The sequence below is a fragment of the Pseudomonas sp. PS01303 genome, assembly GCF_029959385.1.
GTDB classification, from domain to species: Bacteria; Pseudomonadota; Gammaproteobacteria; order Pseudomonadales; family Pseudomonadaceae; genus Aquipseudomonas; species Aquipseudomonas rustica.
This window is the reverse complement of sequence record NZ_JASCPK010000017.1, coordinates 14,117-33,992: the sequence shown is the minus strand read 5'-3', so window position 1 is coordinate 33,992 and position 19,876 is coordinate 14,117. Positions and strand designations below refer to the sequence as shown.

The following is a 19,876-nucleotide window of genomic DNA, read 5'->3' as shown; positions in this document are numbered from 1 at the left end:
CATTCCTTGTGCTGGTGAAATCAAAAGTTAGAAGGTGACCCCGGCGACCAGCACGATGTTGCAGTACGGCTGGCATTCGCCCGTACGAACAATCGCTCGCGCCTGTCGGCTAAGCACCTTGAATTGCTCATGACTGAGCAGATCGCGGCGCCCCAAAGCGCCCTCTTCGTTCAACGCGTCCAGCGTGTTCAGCGCCGTCGGTTGCTTGTCGAAAATTTCTTTGGCTAGCGCATGGCTTTCCACCTGCATCTCGCTGAGCACGACTTTCAACGTGCTGACGAAATCCGGCACGCCGTGGGTCAGCGCCAGATCAATCAGCTCGACACCCGGCGGCACCGGCAGCCCGGCGTCACCGATGACGACCATGTCGCCATGGCCCAGGGAGGCGATCAGTCGCGACAGGGCGACGTTGAGCAGAGGAGTCTTTTTCATGCGGGTTTAAACGCCTGTACGTCGGATTGGGTGGGAATGGACGGTTGCGCGCCAGCGCGAGTGACCGACAACGCGGCGGCAATCTGCCCGTAGCGAATCGCTTCGGCCTCGGATTTGCCCGTGGCCAGCGCAGCGGCGAAACCACCGACAAAGGTGTCCCCCGCTGCCGTGGTGTCGACGGCTTTCACCTTCGGCGCCGGGAAATGCTCGAAGCTTTGACCGTTGGCGAACAGCGAACCTTGCGCGCCGAGGGTGATGATGACTTTGCCCGCACCCATGGCGATCAGGTGGCTGGCCGCTTTTTCTGCGGACTCCAGCGAGTCCACCGGCAATCCACTCAACGCGGTCGCTTCGCTTTCGTTGGGAATCAGGTAATCAATGGCGGTGAACCAGTCAGCGGGCAGCGGGCGGCTAGCCGGTGCCGGATTGAGGATCACGGTTTTGCCGAGTGCGCGCGCACGCTTGAGCGCATGTCCAACGGTTGCGTCGGGAATTTCCAGCTGGCAGATGACCACCTCAGCCGCCTGCAGCACAGCGTCGAACTGGTCAATCACCGCTGGCGTCATCGCGCCATTGGCCCCGGCGACGATAACGATGGCGTTCTGACTGTTGTCATCGACCACAATCAACGCCACACCACTGGAATCCTCAACAACGCTTACGGCCTGGCAATCGATCTGCTCGGCCAGCAAGGCGTCGCGCAATTGCACGCCATAGTCATCGTTGCCCACGCAACCGACCATCGCCACCTGCGCGCCCAACCGGGCAGCAGCGACGGCCTGATTGGCGCCCTTGCCGCCGGAAACCGTGGCGAAGGAATGACCGATCAGCGTTTCACCGCCGACGGGAAGGCGTGGCGCCCGGGTCACCAGATCCACGTTCAGGCTGCCTATTACCACTACATTTGCTGGCATACATCACTACTCATCAATTCGGTTTCAGCGGTATTCGGTGAACACGCCGGACAGCGGCGCGGTCGATTCGCGCAGGACAATACTCGGGGTCACGATGCGTTGATCGGTGCCCAGATTCGGGGTGGCAATCCTTCGCAGCAGTACTTCGGCCGCCATCTCGCCCAGTTGCAGAATCGACTGGCCGACGGTGGTCAGCGCCGGGTACACGTAACGGCTCATCTGAATATCGTCGAAGCCGATCACCGACAACTCGCTCGGCACGCGCACGTTGCGTTCAGCCGCCGCGCGCAACACGCCGATACCGATCATGTCGTTACCGGCGAAAATTGCGCTCGGCGGATTGCTTTCGAGCAGGATCGCCGCCGCGTTGTAGCCGCCGGTGCTGGTGAAATCGCTTTCCAGCATGCGTTGCTGCCGGACTTCGATACCGGCCTCTTTCAGCGCCCGGCAATAACCGGCCTGACGCATCTGCGCCACGCTGGTAGTCGCCGGCCCACCGATGGTGGCGATGTCGCGATGGCCCAATTCCAACAGGTGGCGAGTCGCGAGGTAAGCGCCGTATTCGTGGTCGATGCGCACCAGATCCGCGTCGACACCGTCCAGTCCTCGGTCGACGATGACCATCGGCGTTTTAACACCGGCCAAGCCTTGCGCCAGACCGCTGTCACCCCCGGCGGAGGCGACGATCAAACCGTCGATGCGTTTTTCCAGCAGCACGCGTAAATAACTGCGCTGCTTTTCCGGGTTGTCGTCGGAGTTGCAGAGGATCACGCAGTAGCCGTTGCGCTCGCAATAATCCTCGATGCCCCGCGCCAGTTCGGCGAAGTACGGGTTGAGACTGTTCGGCACCAACAGGCCGATGGTCGCGGTGGTTTTGGCTTTCAGTGAGCGCGCCACGGCACTCGGCACGTAGTCGAGGCTCTTGATCGCCGCCTCGACTTTCAGCCGCACTTCCTGGCTGACTGGCCGGGTTTTGTTCACCACATGGGACACGGTCGTGTAGGAAATCCCCGCGAGCGCTGCCACATCCTTGATCGTTGCCATAAGTCTTTCTCAGCCCCGTCGACTGGCGCGTTGACTGCGATACGTGTCGAGTACCACGGCAATGACGATCACCGCACCGGTGATGATGCGCTTGGTCGGTTCACTCGCGCCAATCTGCGCCAGACCGGCCGCCAGCACCGAGATGATCAATACGCCAAAGAACGTGCTGATCACCGAACCGCGTCCGCCCATCAGGCTGGTGCCGCCGATGACCACGGCCGCAATCACTTGCAGCTCAAGGCCGGAACCGGCATTCGGATCCGCCGCTTCCAGACGCGAAATCTGAAACAGCGCCGCGATACCGGCCAGCAACCCCATCAGGCTGAACACCAGAATCTTGTACGGCTTCGGATTGATCCCGGCGAGGCGCACGGCCTCTTCGTTGGTGCCAATGCCGATCAGGTAGCGACCGAACACAGTGCGGGTCAAAACTGCTTGGGCAATGATGATCACCAGCAAAGCGATGATGAACGACGGCGAGATACCGAACGCCACCGGATTCGACAGCCAGGCGAACGAATCACCGATGTACGCGGTGCGCGACCCGGTCATCTGATAGGCCAGACCCCGAGCCATTTCCAGCACACCGAGGGAGACGATGAACGACGGAATGCGCCAGGCCACGGTGATCGAACCGGTGACGGTACCGGCCAGTGCTGCCACTGCCATGCCGAGCAACGCCGAAGGCAACACACCCCAGCCCCAACCGAGAATCGCCACGCTGACCGTCGACGCCGCCAGCGCCAGCACCGAACCCACTGAGAGGTCGATGCCGCCGATGATCAGCACGAACGTCATGCCGACCGCCAGCACCATCAAGTCCGGAATCTGGTTGGCCAACGTGCTGAAAGTGTTATAGGACAGGAAGTGGCTGCTCAAGACCGAGAACAGCGCAATCATCGCCAGCAAGGCCCCGGCCAGGCCCAGATAAGTGCCCAGACCGTAGAAATTGCCACTACGTTTGCTGGCAGGAGATGCAGTTTTCATGGGAGATCCCTAGGCGCCGCTTCGTTGAGCAACGCATCACGTTTTTGGTAGCCGGCGAATGCGGCGGCAAGCAAATCATCCTGAGTCCAGCTGTCACGCTCGAAGGTGTCGATCAGGCGCCCCGCCGACAGCACGCCGATGCGGTCGCAGATCAGCATTAACTCACGCAGATCGCTGGAGACCACCACCAGCGCTTTGCCCTGGCGAGTCAATTCGCCGAGCAATGCATAAATGTCGAATTTGGCGCCGACGTCGATGCCTCGGGTTGGCTCGTCGAACAGCAGTACCGAGCAATCACGCTCCAGCCAACGGCCGATCACGACCTTCTGCTGGTTGCCACCGGACAACTCTGAAACAAGCTGTGTCGGGCTCGAACTGCGGATGCGCATGGCGTCGATCTGACGCTTGGCCAAGGCGATTTCATCGCTGTTATTAACGACGCCGCCACTGGAAATTTCCGGCATGTTGCCCAGCGCGATGTTGGCGCTGATCGACTGACTGAGCAGCAGCCCTTCGCCCTTGCGATCTTCGGTGATCAGCGCGATGCCGTTGCGCACCGCATCAACCGGCGAACGCACGCTGACTACTTTGGCGGGCGAACCGAGGGCGATGGTGCCGCTGTCGGCCAGATCCGCACCGAAGATCAGCCGCAGCAATTCCGTGCGCCCTGCCCCGATCAATCCGGAGATCCCGTAGATCTCGCCGGCGCGCACTTCGAAGGAAACGTCGCAAACCTTGTCGGAGCGAGTCAGGCCGGTGACCGTCAACGCTGGCGCGCCAATATTGCGCGCGCCCATATCAATATGCTCGCCCAGTTCGCGGCCGACCATCAGCGTAACCAGTTGCTCGCTGTTGTAATTGGCCATCGGCTCGACGCAGACCAGATTGCCGTCACGCAGCACGGCGATGCGCTGCGCCACACGGGCAAGCTCTTCGAGGCGATGGGAAATGTAGATGATCGAGACGCCGCGCGCCTGCAATCGGGTGATCTGCTCAAAAAGCATTTCGACTTCGCGCGCCGTCAGCATCGCGGTCGGCTCGTCGAGGATCAGCACATGGCAATCGCCGATCAGATTGCGGGCGATTTCAACCATCTGCTGATGGCCGATGCCCAGCTCGCCGACCAGTGTGTCCGGATCGATCGCGTCGAGGCCGACTTGCGCCATCGCTTCGATCGCCGCTTTACGCAGTTGCTTGCGACTGATCCAGCCACCGTTGCTCGGCAAGTTGTCGAGAAACAGGTTCTCCGCCACCGACAAGGTCGGCAACAAATTGAGTTCTTGCATGACCATGCGTACGCCAAGCTCTTCGGCCTGAGTACGACTGCCCGGGCGATAGTCCTTGCCCTGAAACTGCATCTGGCCGGTGGTCGGAGTGACCAGTCCGCCAATGATTTTCGACAAGGTGCTTTTGCCGGCGCCATTCTCGCCGGTCAGCGCCAGCACTTCACCGCGCATCAGCGTCAACTCGATGCCGGTCAGCACCGGTTGCGCATAGGTCTTACCGATACCGCTGACCGAGAGGACAGCGTTCGGGGCGGAAACTGACATAAAAACTCTCCATGCGCTCGCCCGGACGGACGAGCGCCGTTGTGCCGCCAGAAGACTTACTTGGTGACCAGCTCGACCGGCGTTTCGATCACGCCATTCGGGCCGCTGTCGACTTTCTCGCCTTTGATGATTTTCAGCGCAGTCTCGATGCCGAATACCGCTTGTTTGGCAGCGAACTGGTCAGCAGTGGCGAGCACACGACCGTCCTTCAACATTGGCTTGATCGCGTTGATGTTGTCGTAACCAACGACCTGCACCTGACCAGCCTTGCCGGCGGCACGTACGGCGGAGACGGCGCCAACGGCCATGCTGTCGTTACCGGCCAGCAGTGCTTTGACGTCCGGGTATTCGCTGAGGATCGAGGCGGCAACCTTGTTGCCCTTGTCGATTTCCCAGTCGCCGGATTGCAGCGACACCACTTTGATCTGCGCCGCGTCCATCGCGTCCTTGAAGCCTGCGGTTCGTTGCTGGGCGTTGGTGGTCGTCGATACGCCTTCGATGATGCCGACTTCGTCACCGGCCTTGAGCTGCTTGGCCAGGTATTCGCCGACCAGACGCGCGCCTTTACGGTTGTCCGGGCCTACGAAAGGCACGCTGATGTTTTTGCTTTTGACGATTGCCGGATCAAGTTGATTGTCGATGTTGATCACGGTAATACCGGCGTCGACGGCTTTCTTGATCACCGGCACCATGGCCTTGGAATCAGATGGCGCGATCACCAATGCGTTGACCTTGGCGAGAATCATCTGCTCGACGATGCGCGTTTGGCCGGCGGTATCAGTTTCATCTTTGATGCCGTTGGAGATCAGGTCGAAATCGGCGGAGTGTTCTTTCTGGTAGGCCTTGGCGCCGTCTTCCATGGTCAGGAAGAATTCGTTGGCCAGGGATTTCATGACCAGTGCGACTTTAGGTTTTTCGACAGATTCGGCGAACGCCGAGGAGACAGGTAGCGCGGCGGCGGTGGCAGCCAGCATAGCGACAGCAAGAAGACGTCCAGCGAATGGCAGCTTCATGGGTTCACTCCGATCTTATGATTATTGTGAGCAAAGGTTGCGCTGGCGTAAGCTGCGTGGTCTTCCCTACAAGGGAAACCAGCAGATAAAGCCGCGCAAACGTTTGCGTAGACCGAACTATGCGAATCCCGCCGACATTTGTCAATAAACAGAAATCAGTATTTTGCGGCAGGGCAAGTCATCGGACTCGCCCTCTTCTCATGCCGTGGTATTGACCACGCTGCCGGTGCTCGAACCCTTGGCCAACTCTTTGACCAAGCTGCCGGCCACTTGCATAAGTGCGGCATTGGTATCGGAGATCTGCCCTTGAATCGACATGACAATGGTGGCCTTGGCTTCCGGAGTTGAATAGCTCGCGGCTTGCGCGGCGGCCAATTGCTGCTGTTGTTCCTGCAACTGTTTTTGCAATTCCTGCAGGCGCTTGAGCAGCAGTTTCACGGTGACGCTTTGATTGCCGCCGCTTTCAGCCTTGCTCTCTTCCTGCGGCGCACCGCCGGTTCGTACCGTTTTGCTATCTGCCTCTTCCTTGCCCACTGCATTGGGTGACGCTTCTGCATCCGCTTTGGCCAGCGCATCGATCGTTGCCGCCGTTTTACCACCGATGGTGACCGCGCCGGGGTTGGCAAAACCGACTGTCAGTGACATGTGAAACTCCTGAAAAAATGGATTCCTTGAACAGGCATCGGCCTGCCTGACGCTTTCTTTAATAAGACGCTGGAAACGTCGGACTCCCGACAGGCAATCAACATCGCCATGCTTTCGGTGAGCCGAACATAAAAGTCCGTTCTGTTCGGAAAGCCGGATATGCACTTGGTTACGACACGCTATTGATCGAATAAATACTGATATAAATCATAAACTTAAACATTTTTCTCCCGCACAGTACGAATGGTACAGATCCTGCTCCCTACCCCTGCACCCCGGCATCCAGATCGGCCGGGGCGCATCTAGATGAACCTGCATCAGCACCGTCTCACTACTAGAGAGAAAAATAATGAAATCTGCTTTCAACACTTTGGTTCCGGGCGCTTTGGCCCTCCTTATGCTCCTGCCCACTGCCCTTCAGGCAAAAGAAGTCGAAACCCAGGCAAAACTCGCCAACGTCGTGGTACTTGCCACGGGCGGCACCATTGCCGGTGCGGGTGCCAGCGCCGCCAACAGCGCGACGTATCAGGCCGCCAAGGTCGGCGTCGAGCAATTGATCGCCGGCATTCCCGAGCTGAGCAAACTGGCGAACGTGCGTGGCGAACAAGTCATGCAGATCGCGTCCGAAAGCATCACCAACGACAACCTGCTGCAACTCGGTCGTCGTGTCGCCGAACTGGCTGACAGCAAAGACGTCGACGGTATCGTCATCACCCACGGTACCGACACCCTTGAAGAAACCGCGTACTTCCTCAATCTGGTGGAAAAAACCGACAAGCCGATCATCGTTGTCGGTTCGATGCGCCCAGGCACCGCCATGTCCGCCGACGGCATGCTCAACCTGTACAACGCGGTGGCCGTGGCCAGCAGCAAAGACGCGCGCGGCAAAGGCGTACTGGTGACCATGAACGACGAGATCCAGTCGGGTCGCGACGTCAGCAAAATGATCAACATCAAGACCGAAGCGTTCAAAAGCGCCTGGGGCCCGCTGGGTATGGTCGTTGAAGGCAAATCCTACTGGTTCCGCTTGCCAGCCAAGCGTCACACCATGGATTCGGAATTCGACATCAAGAACATCAAGAGCCTGCCTGACGTAGAAATCGCCTATTCCTACGGCAACGTGAGCGATACGGCCTACAAAGCCCTGGCCCAATCCGGCGCCAAAGCAATCATCCATGCCGGTACTGGTAACGGTTCGGTGTCTTCCCGCGTGGTGCCAGCGCTGCAAGAGCTGCGCAAGGAAGGCGTGCAAATCATTCGTTCGTCCCACGTCAACGCCGGCGGTTTTGTTCTGCGCAACGCCGAACAGCCTGACGACAAGTACGACTGGGTGGTTGCTAACGACCTGAACCCACAGAAAGCCCGCATTCTGGCGATGGTCGCGTTGACCAAAACCAACGACAGCAAAGAGCTGCAGCGGATGTTCTGGGAATACTGATTGACCTTCGCCCGGTCTTCTCTTGATCGGGCACACTTCACACCACTCGTTTACCGGACGAGTGGTGTGACGCTTACGACCCTTCTGCATTTTTCCTACAAAAAAATCGACTCGCCTCACATTAAAATCAAAAAACCGCTGTCAGAGGATTTTCTTGAATTTTAAGCAGTTGCGAAAATGCCTACAGTTAAATACTGTATGCACGTACAGCTTAATAAGGATAACCTCGTGGCCACCTCCCCTGATGCTCCTGACGCCTTTGAACGCATGGGTATGCGCGTTCAAAAGATCATCAATTCCCCTACCGCACAAAAAGCCAAAGCCGCACTGATCTTCCGTTTGCCGGACGAGCCGATGGATGAGTGGGAGCGCTTGCTTGAGGAAATCGACGAGAACGACAACGTTACCCTCGCCTATCGCGACGATGGTGGCGTGCAGATTTTTTGGGTTGTGCCGAAGGAAGATTGATTCAATGAGTGTCCGCTGTTTTGTTTTGCTGTTGTTGTCGTTCATCGCTTTTGGCGCACAGGCCGGAGCGCCACGCACGTTTTCTGAAGCCAAGAAGGCTGCGTGGAAGCTCTACGCGCCACAGTCCACGGAGTTTTATTGCGGGTGCAAATACTCCGGCAACAAAGTGGATTTGAAGGCCTGCGGTTATGTGCCGCGCAAGAACGCCAAGCGTGCGTCGCGCATCGAGTGGGAACACATCGTCCCGGCCTGGCAGATTGGCCATCAGCGCCAATGCTGGCAGGACGGGGGTCGCAAGAATTGCACACGCTACGATCCGACCTACCAGAAGGCCGAAGCCGATTTGCACAACCTGGTGCCGAGCATTGGCGAGGTCAACGGTGACCGCAGCAACTTCAGCTACGGCTGGCTGCCGGTGCAATCCGGTCAATACGGTTCGTGCCTGACCCAGGTCGATTTCAAAGCAAAGAAGGTCATGCCCCGCCCTTCGATTCGCGGCATGATCGCCCGCACCTATTTCTACATGAGCAAGCAATACGGCTTACGCATTTCGAAACAGGATCGGCAATTGTATGAAGCGTGGGACAAGACTTACCCGGTGCAAGACTGGGAGCGTCAACGCAATCAAAGCGTGGCGTGCGTGATGGGGCGCGGCAATGAGTTTGTCGGCCCGGTGAATATGAAAGCCTGCGGTTGATCGAACACGCAAAAGAAAGGCCTCGAACGTGATGTTCGAGGCCTTTTTTGTGGCTAGCTGCCGGCCTTGTTGTAGCGCCAGTAGCCCATCAGATTGAGCGACTCGCGCGGGATGCCGCAGTCTTTGATCAGGTACCTGCGCAAGCTCATCACTGCCGCGCTTTCTCCAGCGATCCAGCCGTAAAAACCTTCGGCGGCGGTTTCGGCGATTTCCCAGAGTATTTCTTTGTCGATATCAACCTCGGCGAGCTCCACAGCCTGGCCGACGGTTGAGGTGTTGATGGGCGGGACGGCTTTTTGCACCGCCTCAACCATCAATGTACCGGCGGTGGTTTTCTCGCGGATCAGCCACTCCACTGTGAGCCCCGGCCAATCGGGCACCGGCAGCATGTCCTGAGCGCTGTCGACTTCAAAGAACGCTTGAGTCTGGGGCGGAGCGGCTTTAGCGGCCAACAAATCAAGAATGCCCATGGCAGCCGGCAACGCGGTGCCGTCGGCGACCAGCAGAACCTGATTGAGGATCTGCGGCGGCTTCCATTCAAATCCTCCGGCGTCATTGGCCGAGAAGCGCCGGTCGGGCGCAAGGATCTGCATCGAGTCACCCGGTTGCGCACGAAGCGCCCAACGCGAGGCCGGACCGGTTTCGCCGTGCAGGACGAAATCGATATCCACTTCGCCTTGTTCGGCGCGCAAATGGCGAATGGTGTAAGTGCGCATCGCCGGGCGTCGATCAGCAATCATGGCCTTGAAGCGCGCGTACCAGCCTTCGCCTTGAGCCAGTCTGGCCGGCGAACCATCGGCCGCAGGGAAAAACAGTTTTACCCGTTGATCCGGCGCCCAGGTGGCCATGTCGTTGACCGAGGGATGGGCCAGGGTGATCCGCATCATGTGCGGGCTCAGTTGGGTTTTGCGTTGCAGGGTGACATCGAACAGCTTGTAGGGGTTGGAGGCCATGCGGAGCTCCTTTGGGAAATCGTGACTGACTCGTATAAGACGAGCCTGATCCGATGACCTTTAGGGCGCTCCGCTGAAAGGCAGGCTCACGGCGTGATCGGGTGCTCGATCACCACCGATTCAATATTTTGTTTCTTGGCTTTTACCAATGCCGCATCCACTTCTACTTTTCGCGCTTCGGCGTCGGCTTGCGAGTTGAACGGGCCGATCAGAATGCGCGGTTTGCCGCTGCTGTCTTTGATCACCGTCGGGATGAAAGCGTGCTCGATCAACCAGCCGCTCAGGTCGCTGACAGCCTGCGGGGTTTCGCCACGCACTTCGAGATCCCATTGCGGTGCAGCCGCCGCTGTTGGCGCCGTCACTGCTGCCGTTTGTGGTTTCGGTGCCTCAACGTTTTTGCCTTCACCACACCCGGCCAATACCAGTGCCGCGACCATCCAGACCAATTTACGCACAACGCTTTCCTCGAAATTCTCAAAGGCGCGATCTTAACATTCAAAAATACTTCGCGAGCCCCGCAAAATGGGCACAAAACAACGAGAATGATGATTGCAGCCTCTGTATAGTTACGCCCTGGGAATTAATGCCGCATCTGCGCGTCAGAAAGAGGCACCCAAACTGTGAGACTTCGCACTAATCTATACGTACCACCGACCTCTGCACTGTCTGAATCAGGTGCCCTACAAAGCAATCAAGGAGAAGACCATGCTGATACTCACCCGCAAAGTCGGTGAAAGCATAAACATTGGTGATGACATTACGATCACCATTCTGGGCGTAAGCGGCCAACAGGTTCGCATCGGCATCAACGCTCCAAAGAACGTTGCCGTACACCGTGAAGAGATCTATCAGCGCATCCAAGCTGGCCTGACCGCACCGGACAAGCCACAAACGCCCTGAGCCTCACAGCAGTCAGTAGCCAGTTAGCTTGCCCGAACGCAATGACTGGCTAAAGATTCATGCGCCGTCCTGCCATCCACCCCCACTTCGTTGGCCACGGCGCTTGATATGCTTTCCCGCCCCGCTTGATCCACCCTGCCCTCTGTTGAATCCGATACTACCCGCCAATCTTAAGGCTGGATGTCGGACGTTTCCGAGAGAGCACGGGGAATCCGCCCTCCTAACCGAACGTCACCCCTCGCGCCATTCCTGTTGCGGCGACAACCATCAGCACCAGCAATAGCGCTTCAGCGTGACTGATTCGTGCATAGATTTTTGCCCGCCCGGTATCAATCGGCTTGCCCTTTGCCAAAGCGATCCGCCATTTGATCAACGTAATCATCGGCGCGAGCTCCATCAGCAGAATCAGCACAAACAACGTCATCTTCAGATGGAACAGCGGCTGATGCAGGTAATAGTCGGTGCCTTTTTCATACCCACCGAAGGCCCGCATCCCGCCGGTGATCAGCAGGATCAACGCAGAGATACCCCATAGATTGTCAGCGAGCAAAACCCGCTTCGCCTCTCCGGTTCCGGCAGCGAGTCGACTGAACGCCGTCCCGCGCGTCAGTACCGCCCAGAAGCCCAGGGCAAACGCCAGTAGATGAACCGCTGCAAGAAACCAGTGAACCAGCATCGAGACACTCCCATCAGCAAGAGTCGGAAATCGGCCAGTCAGTAGTAGTCGAAAAAGTAGGGGTTTGCTCGCACAGATCTGTAGGACTTGTTACGTCCTTGCGCACGAAGAAGGGAAAAGCCAAATCGCAGGCAAAAAAAATCCCAAGCAGCTGATGGAAGCTTGGGATTTAAAAATGCATAAACCGTGGTGGTGAACGCGGAGCGGATGTTACTGAAATTCACAGTCTGTAACAAGGTGTTTTTGATAACCGGTTGGTTAAATAAAACCGTAACCCATTCAATATACGAATTATTTTTCATGGCCTCGGCGACGAACGGTGATCGCTTACCAAGGATTGGTTCGAATTTATAGATTCACAATCTCGACCAGTTTTTACGAGCAACCCCGGAGCAGATTCCCTGGAAAGGTCGACTGCATTCGACTTAATCACTTTCCACGCCGAACAACTCACTCAGGCAGAAAAAATGAATTACCTGATTCGGCATTCGGTCAAGAATTGTGAACGCAGTAAATCTGACGAGGTGCAGTAATGACTATCGAAGCAGAGACACTCGTACAACTGACCGAAGCGCTCCAGCAACGCGGCATGACTCTGGTATCAGACGTTGCATTCATCCGAGCGCCCTACCGGCATAACCATCGCTGGGTTTGCAGCGTAGAGTAAATAATCGACTGGATCTGTCTGTGGCAGCAGTCAGGATTGACGAAGACTCCTGCTCCAACGACTTTTGCAAATCGCAGACAACAAAAAAGGGCCCACCTTTCGGTGAGCCCTTCTAGACCGCCCAGCAGAGCGGATTTTGTTTGGTAGGCGCGATTGGACTCGAACCAACGACCCCCACCATGTCAAGGTGGTGCTCTAACCAACTGAGCTACGTGCCTGCTGTGAGGCGGCATTCTACGGAATTCCGGAGGGGTGTCAACACCTTTTTTTCACCTAACCCTATGAATATGCAAAATATTTAATTTCGAGTCGGCGACGAGGATTTTCCGGTGGCTGGCGGAGGTTTTTCAACTCGGGTAGGATCGATGCACTCGTAAAATATATTAAACAGAGGCTACAGGATGGCGAACACCCCTTACCCAGAGTCTTATTACGCTGCGTCGGCCAATGCCGTACCGCCCCGTCCTGTTTTGCAGGACGACGTGGAGACGGACGTCTGTGTGATCGGCGCCGGGTACACCGGGCTGTCCTCGGCGCTGTTTCTGCTGGAGAACGGGTTTCGCGTGACGGTGCTGGAAGCGGCCAAGGTCGGTTTTGGCGCATCGGGGCGCAATGGCGGGCAGATCGTTAACAGTTATAGCCGCGACATTGATGTGATCGAGCGCAGCGTCGGTCCGAAGCAGGCGCAACTGCTCGGGCAGATGGCGTTTGAAGGTGGGCGGATCATTCGTGAGCGTGTGGCCAAGTACAACATTCAGTGCGACTTGAAGGACGGCGGCGTGTTTGCCGCGCTGACTGCCAAGCAGATGGGTCATCTGGAATCGCAGAAGCGCCTGTGGGAGCGCTTTGGCCATACGCAACTTGAACTGCTGGATCAGCGCCGCATTCGCGAAGTGGTGGCGTGTGATCAATATGTCGGCGGCATGCTCGACATGAGCGGCGGGCACATTCATCCGCTGAACCTGGCGCTGGGTGAAGCGGCCGCTGTGGAGTCGTTGGGCGGCAGCATTTATGAGCAATCGCCCGCTGTGCGTATCGAGCGCGGCGCTAACCCGGTCGTGCATACGCCGCAGGGCAAGGTGAGGGCCAAGTTCATCATCGTCGCGGGCAACGCTTACCTCGGCAATCTGGTGCCGGAACTGGCAGCTAAGTCGATGCCGTGCGGTACGCAGGTGATCACCACCGAGCCGCTGGGTGATGAGCTAGCGAAAGCGCTGTTGCCGCAGGATTACTGCGTCGAGGACTGCAACTACTTGCTCGACTATTACCGACTGACCGGCGACAAGCGTCTGATCTTCGGCGGCGGCGTTGTTTACGGCGCCCGGGATCCGGCGAACATCGAGGCGATCATCCGTCCGAAAATGCTCAAGGCATTTCCGCAGCTCAAGGATGTGAAGATTGATTACGCCTGGACAGGAAATTTCCTGCTGACCTTGTCGCGTTTACCGCAGGTTGGGCGACTGGGTGACAACATCTATTACTCGCAGGGCTGCAGCGGTCATGGCGTGACGTACACGCATCTGGCGGGCAAGGTGTTGGCTGAGGCATTGCGCGGTCAGGCTGAGCGTTTTGATGCGTTTGCGGATTTGCCGCATTACCCGTTCCCGGGCGGGCAGATGTTGCGCACGCCGTTTGCGGCGTTGGGGGCTTGGTATTACGGGTTGCGGGATAAGTACGGCTTTTAAATTCGAGCTATGGAAACCCTGTGGTGAGGGGATTTATCCCCGATGGGTCGCGCAGCGGCCCCAAAAAATGGGACTGCTACGCAGTCCATCGGGGATAAATCCCCTCGCCACAAATGCGTCTATGACTTAATCAGAGCTGGTCGCGAGCGATGCCGCTACGAATCCGCAGGATATCGGCGAGTACCGCCAAGGCAATCTCCGCCGGCGTCTTGCTGCCAAGGTTAAGCCCGATCGGCGCATGAATTCGCGCCAACTCACTCTCCCCCAGCCCGCCAATCCGGCGCAGGCGCTCAAAGCGTTTCTGCGATGTCTGCAGCGAACCCATCACGCCAATGTAGAACGCTTCGGTACGCACTGCCTCCATCATCGCCAGATCGTCAATGCGCGGATCGTGGGTCAGGGCCACCACCGCCGTATCACGGTGGCAGCCACCATCGGCAATAAACACCGATGGCAGTTGCCGACGAATTTCCACGCCATTGAGCACCACACCTTCAAGCACTTCATCGCGCGGATCGCAGAGAATCACTTCAAAGCCGAGGCCGACCGCAAACTCGGCACACGCCTGCGCCACACTGGAGTAACCGGCGAGCAACAAACGTTGCGCCGCGCCGATGCGGATACGCACCCGATCAATCTCACGCTCGATGCGCGCACCCTGCTCGCGATCAGCGAACAGGCTGCGCGCACCGCTGGCCAGATCGACCTCGCGAATCAATCGACGCTGACCAAGCAGCGCCGATTCCAACTCACGCAGATGCGCCTGCACCTCGCAGTCAGCGTCAAACTTCTCAACCAGCACATCAAGAATGCCGCCGCACGGCAGGCTGACCCGCGAGCGCGGATCGTCGCCTTCGCCATAACGCACGACGTTGATCGCATCGAGAAATGCACCTTCGGCGACGCGCTCAAGAAAGTCTTCCTCGACGCAGCCACCCGACAGCGATCCGATCCACTGCCCGCCTTCGTTCACCGCCAGCAGCGAACCCGGCGCGCGCGGCGCCGAGCCGTAGGTGGTCAGCACGGTGCAGAGCCAAATGCGCTGCCCCGCCACCGACCACTCCAGCGCTCGCCGAACCACTTGCAGATCGAGATGCTGCATGTCAGTGCGCCTTGTGCTCGATGGATGGTGCGTCAGCTTGCAGCTTCTGCACGTCGCCCACCGCCAGTTCAGCCGACTGACCACCCCAACCTTGACGCAGATAGTTGAGCAGATCAGTCAGTTGTTCAGGCTTGAGTTTGTCGGCGAAACCCGGCATCGGCTGCATGCGCTCGAAACCGGAGAATTTCTGCTCGCCGATACCGTCCTCGATCACGCGCAGCAGGTTGCGCGGATCTTCCAGACGCAGCGTGGTGTTGCCGCGCATGGCCACCGCGATGTGCGGTTTGCCTTCGCCACCGACCGCATGGCAACCGGCGCAGACGTTCAGGTATTCCTGCTGACCGCGCTGGGCACTGGCGCTGAGTTTCTCGACCGGCACTTCAACCAGCGTTTTGGCTGCCGGCGGTTTGTCGCCAAGCAGGAACGTCGCCATCGCCGCCAGATCCTGATCGCTCAAACCCTGAGTGCTGTTGTGGAACACCGGGAACATCTCGTTGAACATCGTGCCTTGCGCGCTCATGCCGTGCTTGAGGAACGTGCTCAGATCCTGTTCGTTCCAGCCGCGCGCGGCCAGATCAGTGGCCAGCAGGCTTGGCGCCAGATAACCATTGAGGATGCCGCCCGTCAGGCGCTTGTCCAGTTCCATCGCGCCCGGCAGGCCGCGTGGCGTGTGGCATTCGCCGCAGTGGCCGAGGACTTCGACCATGTATTGGCCGCGCTTCCACGCTTCACTTTTGCCTTCGGCCGGCTCCAGTTTCAGGGCTTTGCCGTACAGCACGTTCCAGCCCATCAGGCCCAGACGCACGTTGAACGGGAAGCTCAAACTGGTGACCGGCGCCGCGCGCTCGATCGGCTCGATGGTTTTCAGGTACGCATGGATCGCGTCCGAATCTTCGCGCGGCATCAGGTGATACGAGGTGTATGGCATCGCAGGGTACAGGTTCGCACCGTCGCGACGCTTGCCTTCGGTCAGCGCGGCGAAGAACTCGTCATCGTTGTACAAACCGATGCCGTGTTCTTTGCTCGGCGTGATGTTGGTGCCGTAGATCGTGCCGAACGGCGAGACGATCGGCAGCCCGCCGGCAAACGGCGCGCCGCCCGGTGCGGTGTGGCACGCCATGCAGTCAGCGCCGCGAGCCAGATACTCGCCGCGTTTGACCTGATCATCGGCGTGAGCAAACAACACCGGCGCAGCCAGACCGACCGCCAGGGTCAGTCGGGTCAGAAAAAGCTTCATGCTTAACCCTCCTTGACCAGGCCGAGATCGGTCAGCACGTTGCGGGTGGCGTTGTAGTAACGCACGTACCCGGTGCAACGGCAGATGTGATGGCCGAGGCTGTCTTCGATGACTTGCTCGAGTTTGCTTTGCACGGTCGGCTGGCGTTGCAGCTTCTCGACCAGCACGGTCGCGGCGTTGACGAAGCCCGGCGCGCAGTAGCTGCACTGGAAGGCGAACTCATCGACGAAACGCTGCTGGATCGGGTTCAGCTCAGTGACCTGGCCCGCTTCGTCACGCTTGGCGTGGGATTCGATGGTGCGGACTTTCTTGCCTTCGAAGTAATGCGCGCCGGTGATGCAGGTGCGCACTTCTTCGCTGGTGCCGTCCGGGTTATCGACAATCACCACGCAAGCGTGGCAGATGCCTTGACCGCAGCCCAGACGCGAGCCGGTGAGGTTTTTGTATTCGTGCAGGTAGTCGATCATCGGCAGGTCATCAGGGATGTCCACCGGGCCGACGGATTGACCATTGAGGGTCAGTTGAAGCGGACGGTTAGCCATTGAGGGCCTCCTTGATGCGCGCTGGAGTGATAGGCAGATCGCGAACACGTTTACCGATGGCATGCGCCACGGCGTTACCGATGGCCCCGACAACCGGGATCATCACCACTTCAGCGATGCCTTTGGACGGATCGCTCGGCGACAGTGCAGGGAGAATCTCCGACGTCTGTTTCCACACGGCAACGTGACGCGCCATCGGCAGACGGTAACGGTTGAAGTTCCAGTCACCCTCCCCCGGCCCGCCTTCGTACAGCGGCATCTCTTCCATCAGTGCGTGACCGATGCCCATGGCGATACCGCCTTCGAGCTGGCCCTTGACCAATTCTTCAACCAACACACGACCGCACTCGACCCACGAATGGTGGTTGAGCACTTCAACATCCAGCGAGCCTTTGTTGACCTTCAGCTCGACCAGCGTGGCGACCGGGCTGTAGTAAGTCACGGCAGCGTTGTTCAACTGAACAACCGGGTAGTTGATGTTCTGGCGATCCAGCAGATGGAAACCAGACGTGGTCATCAACGCTTTCTTGGCTTTCGGCGCACCATCACCGTATTTCACCGCCAGACCGTCGAGCGGCAGACGCTCGCGCACGCCGTCGATGCTGTATTCGGCCTCAGCCCAGCTCCAGCGGTTGAACGCATGAACGGTGGCGCCGGTGACCAGACCACGCTCGTGAGCGTGCTTGGCCAGTTCTTCGAAGGTCAGCGGCTGCATGCCGTTGGCAGTCAGCTTGCCATCCACCCAGTGCGCATCTTCGCGACGCACGACGTATGGGTTGGCTTGGCCGCCGTAGGGGCCCTGACGCCAGATCTCCATGGCCGCCGGCCACAAACCGTTGTTGAACAACACGCGGGCTGCTTCACGGGTGGCGTGACTGAAGTAGTAAGCCGAGTTAGTCGCGGACGACGCCGAGGCCAACTTGCCGACCCAGCGCGGGTTGCGCAGCAGGTTATCTTGGTCGGCCTGGCTCATGATGTAAGGGTTGCCGCTGGTGATCAGCTGCATTTCCTTCCATTCGGTTTCGCCAGTCTTCACTTCGTGGGCCGGGCTGCCGAGGAAATCGGCGACGACCAAGGCTTGCGACGTAGACATGCCGGTGCCGATTTCGATACCGATGTGGCGCAAGGTGATGCGACCGTCAGCGGTGAATTCGATGCTGGCCATCGGCGCTTCAGAACCGGTGCCAAAGTCTTTCTGGCAGATGGCGAAACCAACGCCGTACCAGTTATCCGGGTCAGCGGCTTCGCGCTGCTTCTTGATCGCGTCGCGGTTTTTCCAGACTTCGTGTGCAGCGGCCTTGTCGAGAATCTCGTGCAAACGCAGAGCACCGGCCGGGATCGCGCCCTGGGTGTTTTTCATCCCCGAACGCAGCGCGTTCTTGCGGCGCAGTTCGATGGCATCGACGTTCAGGCGATCGGCGATTTCGTCGACCATCATTTCGGTCGCCGCCATGCTTTGCAGGGTGCCGTAACCGCGCATCGAACCCGCTTCAACACCACGCGAGTGATACGCGGTGACTTGCAGGTCGTTCTGCGGCATGTAGTAAATCGACTGCGCAGCCGTGGCGCCCACAGCAGCTACTGACGGGCTGTAGTTGATCCGGCCACCGCCGTCGACGCTCATATCAGCGAGGAAAACCTTGAAGGTCTGATCGTTCTTGTCCACGGCCAACTGGTAGCGAATGTCGAACGGGTGACGCTTGATGCCGCTCTGGAACTGCTCGTAACGGTCGTTGGCCAGACGCACTGGCACACCGGCGCCGTACAGCGCAGCGAGGGCTGCGTAGTAAACGAAGATGTTGTGGTCTTTGGAACCGTAACCCACGGTGTAACCCGGGTGCATGTTCAGGTTGTCCAGGCCGAAGCGCGACGGCGAAATCATTTTCGCGGTCTCGGTCGCCGCTTCCAATGGGCACTGGGTAGCCACCACGAAATGCAGGGTCTTGGTTTTCGGGTCGTACCAGCCGTTGCCGTTGTCCGGCTCCATGGCGGCCGGCTCGATCGACGGCGTCTTGTAGCGCTCATCGAACACCAGCCAGTTGTCCGGCGGCGTGTTGATCTGCCCCTTCATGCGATCGGCGTAGAACAGGCCACGCTCGGTGAGATTACCGTGCAGGTTCGGCTGGGAATTCCACACCGGGCGACGGTTTTTCAGCATCGGGAACAGGATCGAATCCTTGAGGCTGGCGAATTCGTCTTCATCTGCCGAGGTCGGGCCGCCCACGCGCACGTAGCGGAAGCTGCCGTAGGGATCGCCTTCGTAGAACGGCACTTTGGCGCCGTAACGAATCGCTTTGTCATTGAATTTGAGTTTGTTCTTGGCCTGACGGAAACGCTCGAAGTCGTTCCAGATCAGGATCGCTACCGGGTGACCGATGAACATCGGCACTTTGCCCTCAGGCAGCAGCGGATCCGGTGCATGCTCCTCAGGGAAGACGATACCGTCCTTGTCCAGATCGGCAGCGGTGACGATGCGGTCAGGCTGCAGATCGGCGCCAAGCCACGACAGGTCGTAGCCGGCATAGATATGGTCGGCCTTGATGGTTTTCAGCAGCATGGCGTGGCCTTGCTGCTCGGGCCAGCCCGGCATGTCCTTGGAGCGGATGTCGCGAGCAAAGACTTTGCTGCCGCAGACTTTCGACAAGGCATCGTTACGCTGGCGCGCTTTGCCATTGTTGCCGAGCCATTTTTCGGACGGCACGGTCACGCTGTTTTCCATCAAGGCAGCCAGCGCCTGGGTGCTGAGCGGCGTAAGCGTGACGCTCACACCCGCCACCAGCCCGCCCTGGAGGAACGAGCGCCGGGTTATTTCACGGTTGGACATGGATCATCCTCTGGACGGTTATACATCCGCCCTTCTGGTTATCTACTGGGGAATCTCGAGTCTTGCAGAAGCCCTTCTTGGCTAAACGAAGGACGAAATGAC

Annotated in this window: 19 protein-coding genes and 1 tRNA gene; 5 read left to right on the top strand and 15 right to left on the bottom strand. The window is 58.6% G+C overall.

Translation table 11 applies throughout. From position 1 onward, the window contains the following. Positions 1 to 27: 27 nt before the first annotated feature. The 7 genes from rbsD to QMX93_RS08240 all read right to left on the bottom strand — a co-directional run bounded on the left by rbsD (position 28) and on the right by QMX93_RS08240 (position 6,585). A complete protein-coding gene (gene rbsD / locus QMX93_RS08270; protein WP_007913481.1) occupies positions 28 to 432 on the bottom strand; it encodes a D-ribose pyranase in 405 nt (134 codons plus the stop codon). Beyond that, positions 429 to 1,346 (bottom strand): ribokinase, encoded by a 918-nt coding sequence (gene rbsK, locus QMX93_RS08265; RefSeq protein WP_282354489.1) that lies wholly within the window; start codon positions 1,344 to 1,346, stop codon positions 429 to 431. The genes rbsD and rbsK overlap by 4 nt, the downstream gene beginning before the upstream one ends. Positions 1,347 to 1,370: 24 nt before the next feature. Beyond that, positions 1,371 to 2,390 carry a LacI family DNA-binding transcriptional regulator gene (locus QMX93_RS08260; protein ID WP_212544420.1) on the bottom strand — a complete coding sequence of 340 codons (1,020 nt, stop codon included), beginning with the start codon at positions 2,388 to 2,390 and terminating at the stop codon, positions 1,371 to 1,373. 9 nt (positions 2,391 to 2,399) lie between these two features. Continuing rightward, entirely contained in the window at positions 2,400 to 3,377 is a 978-nt protein-coding gene (locus QMX93_RS08255) for an ABC transporter permease (protein ID WP_053118984.1), read from the bottom strand. Beyond that, a complete protein-coding gene (locus tag QMX93_RS08250) occupies positions 3,374 to 4,927 on the bottom strand; it encodes a sugar ABC transporter ATP-binding protein (RefSeq protein WP_282354483.1) in 1,554 nt (517 codons plus the stop codon). The genes QMX93_RS08255 and QMX93_RS08250 overlap by 4 nt, the downstream gene beginning before the upstream one ends. 56 nt (positions 4,928 to 4,983) lie before the next feature. Then, complete coding sequence (locus tag QMX93_RS08245) at positions 4,984 to 5,940, bottom strand: sugar ABC transporter substrate-binding protein (RefSeq protein WP_053118980.1); 957 nt, start codon at positions 5,938 to 5,940, stop codon at positions 4,984 to 4,986. 198 nt (positions 5,941 to 6,138) lie between these two features. Beyond that, positions 6,139 to 6,585, bottom strand: a complete 447-nt coding sequence (locus tag QMX93_RS08240) for a hypothetical protein (protein WP_282354480.1) — start codon at positions 6,583 to 6,585, stop codon at positions 6,139 to 6,141. A gap of 349 nt (positions 6,586 to 6,934) precedes the next feature. Between QMX93_RS08240 and QMX93_RS08235 the strand changes: the two genes are divergently transcribed. From QMX93_RS08235 to QMX93_RS08225, 3 genes are all read left to right on the top strand, one after another. Further along, positions 6,935 to 8,023, top strand: coding sequence for an asparaginase (locus tag QMX93_RS08235; RefSeq protein WP_282354477.1), 1,089 nt, complete (start codon positions 6,935 to 6,937; stop codon positions 8,021 to 8,023). A gap of 177 nt (positions 8,024 to 8,200) precedes the next feature. After that, complete coding sequence (locus QMX93_RS08230) at positions 8,201 to 8,491, top strand: DUF1654 domain-containing protein (protein ID WP_282354475.1); 291 nt, start codon at positions 8,201 to 8,203, stop codon at positions 8,489 to 8,491. Between the two features lie 4 nt (positions 8,492 to 8,495). Beyond that, entirely contained in the window at positions 8,496 to 9,188 is a 693-nt protein-coding gene (locus tag QMX93_RS08225) for an endonuclease I family protein (protein ID WP_053118972.1), read from the top strand. A 53-nt stretch (positions 9,189 to 9,241) separates the two neighbouring features. On the opposite strand, the gene QMX93_RS08220 is transcribed toward QMX93_RS08225, so the two are convergent. After that, positions 9,242 to 10,141, bottom strand: a complete 900-nt coding sequence (locus QMX93_RS08220; protein WP_282354472.1) for a siderophore-interacting protein — start codon at positions 10,139 to 10,141, stop codon at positions 9,242 to 9,244. 86 nt (positions 10,142 to 10,227) lie between these two features. Then, on the bottom strand, positions 10,228 to 10,596 hold the full coding sequence (locus QMX93_RS08215; RefSeq protein WP_282354471.1) for an SPOR domain-containing protein: 369 nt from the start codon (positions 10,594 to 10,596) through the stop codon (positions 10,228 to 10,230). Between the two features lie 250 nt (positions 10,597 to 10,846). Between QMX93_RS08215 and csrA the strand changes: the two genes are divergently transcribed. Next, the gene (csrA, locus tag QMX93_RS08210) at positions 10,847 to 11,041 is read left to right on the top strand and encodes a carbon storage regulator CsrA (RefSeq protein ID WP_003179932.1); all 195 of its coding nucleotides are present in this window, start codon (positions 10,847 to 10,849) and stop codon (positions 11,039 to 11,041) included. A 220-nt stretch (positions 11,042 to 11,261) separates the two neighbouring features. On the opposite strand, the gene QMX93_RS08205 is transcribed toward csrA, so the two are convergent. Both QMX93_RS08205 and QMX93_RS08200 read right to left on the bottom strand, forming a co-directional pair. Beyond that, positions 11,262 to 11,717: a DUF2214 family protein gene (locus QMX93_RS08205; protein ID WP_282354468.1), complete on the bottom strand. Its 456-nt coding sequence runs from the start codon at positions 11,715 to 11,717 to the stop codon at positions 11,262 to 11,264. Between the two features lie 808 nt (positions 11,718 to 12,525). Then, a tRNA-Val gene (locus QMX93_RS08200) sits at positions 12,526 to 12,602 on the bottom strand. Positions 12,603 to 12,785: 183 nt separating this feature from the next. Between QMX93_RS08200 and QMX93_RS08195 the strand changes: the two genes are divergently transcribed. Next, positions 12,786 to 14,069 (top strand): FAD-binding oxidoreductase, encoded by a 1,284-nt coding sequence (locus QMX93_RS08195; RefSeq protein ID WP_053118964.1) that lies wholly within the window; start codon positions 12,786 to 12,788, stop codon positions 14,067 to 14,069. A 130-nt stretch (positions 14,070 to 14,199) separates the two neighbouring features. On the opposite strand, the gene QMX93_RS08190 is transcribed toward QMX93_RS08195, so the two are convergent. From QMX93_RS08190 to QMX93_RS08175, 4 genes are read right to left on the bottom strand one after another with little or no spacing between them, the layout of a single operon-like run. Continuing rightward, positions 14,200 to 15,171 carry an XdhC family protein gene (locus QMX93_RS08190; protein WP_053118962.1) on the bottom strand — a complete coding sequence of 324 codons (972 nt, stop codon included), beginning with the start codon at positions 15,169 to 15,171 and terminating at the stop codon, positions 14,200 to 14,202. A 1-nt stretch (position 15,172) separates the two neighbouring features. Next, a complete protein-coding gene (locus tag QMX93_RS08185; RefSeq protein WP_282354463.1) occupies positions 15,173 to 16,408 on the bottom strand; it encodes a cytochrome c in 1,236 nt (411 codons plus the stop codon). Positions 16,409 to 16,410: 2 nt separating this feature from the next. Next, positions 16,411 to 16,950, bottom strand: a complete 540-nt coding sequence (locus QMX93_RS08180; RefSeq protein ID WP_053118958.1) for a (2Fe-2S)-binding protein — start codon at positions 16,948 to 16,950, stop codon at positions 16,411 to 16,413. Beyond that, positions 16,943 to 19,774 (bottom strand): xanthine dehydrogenase family protein molybdopterin-binding subunit, encoded by a 2,832-nt coding sequence (locus QMX93_RS08175; protein ID WP_282354460.1) that lies wholly within the window; start codon positions 19,772 to 19,774, stop codon positions 16,943 to 16,945. The genes QMX93_RS08180 and QMX93_RS08175 overlap by 8 nt, the downstream gene beginning before the upstream one ends. Positions 19,775 to 19,876: the final 102 nt, after the last annotated feature.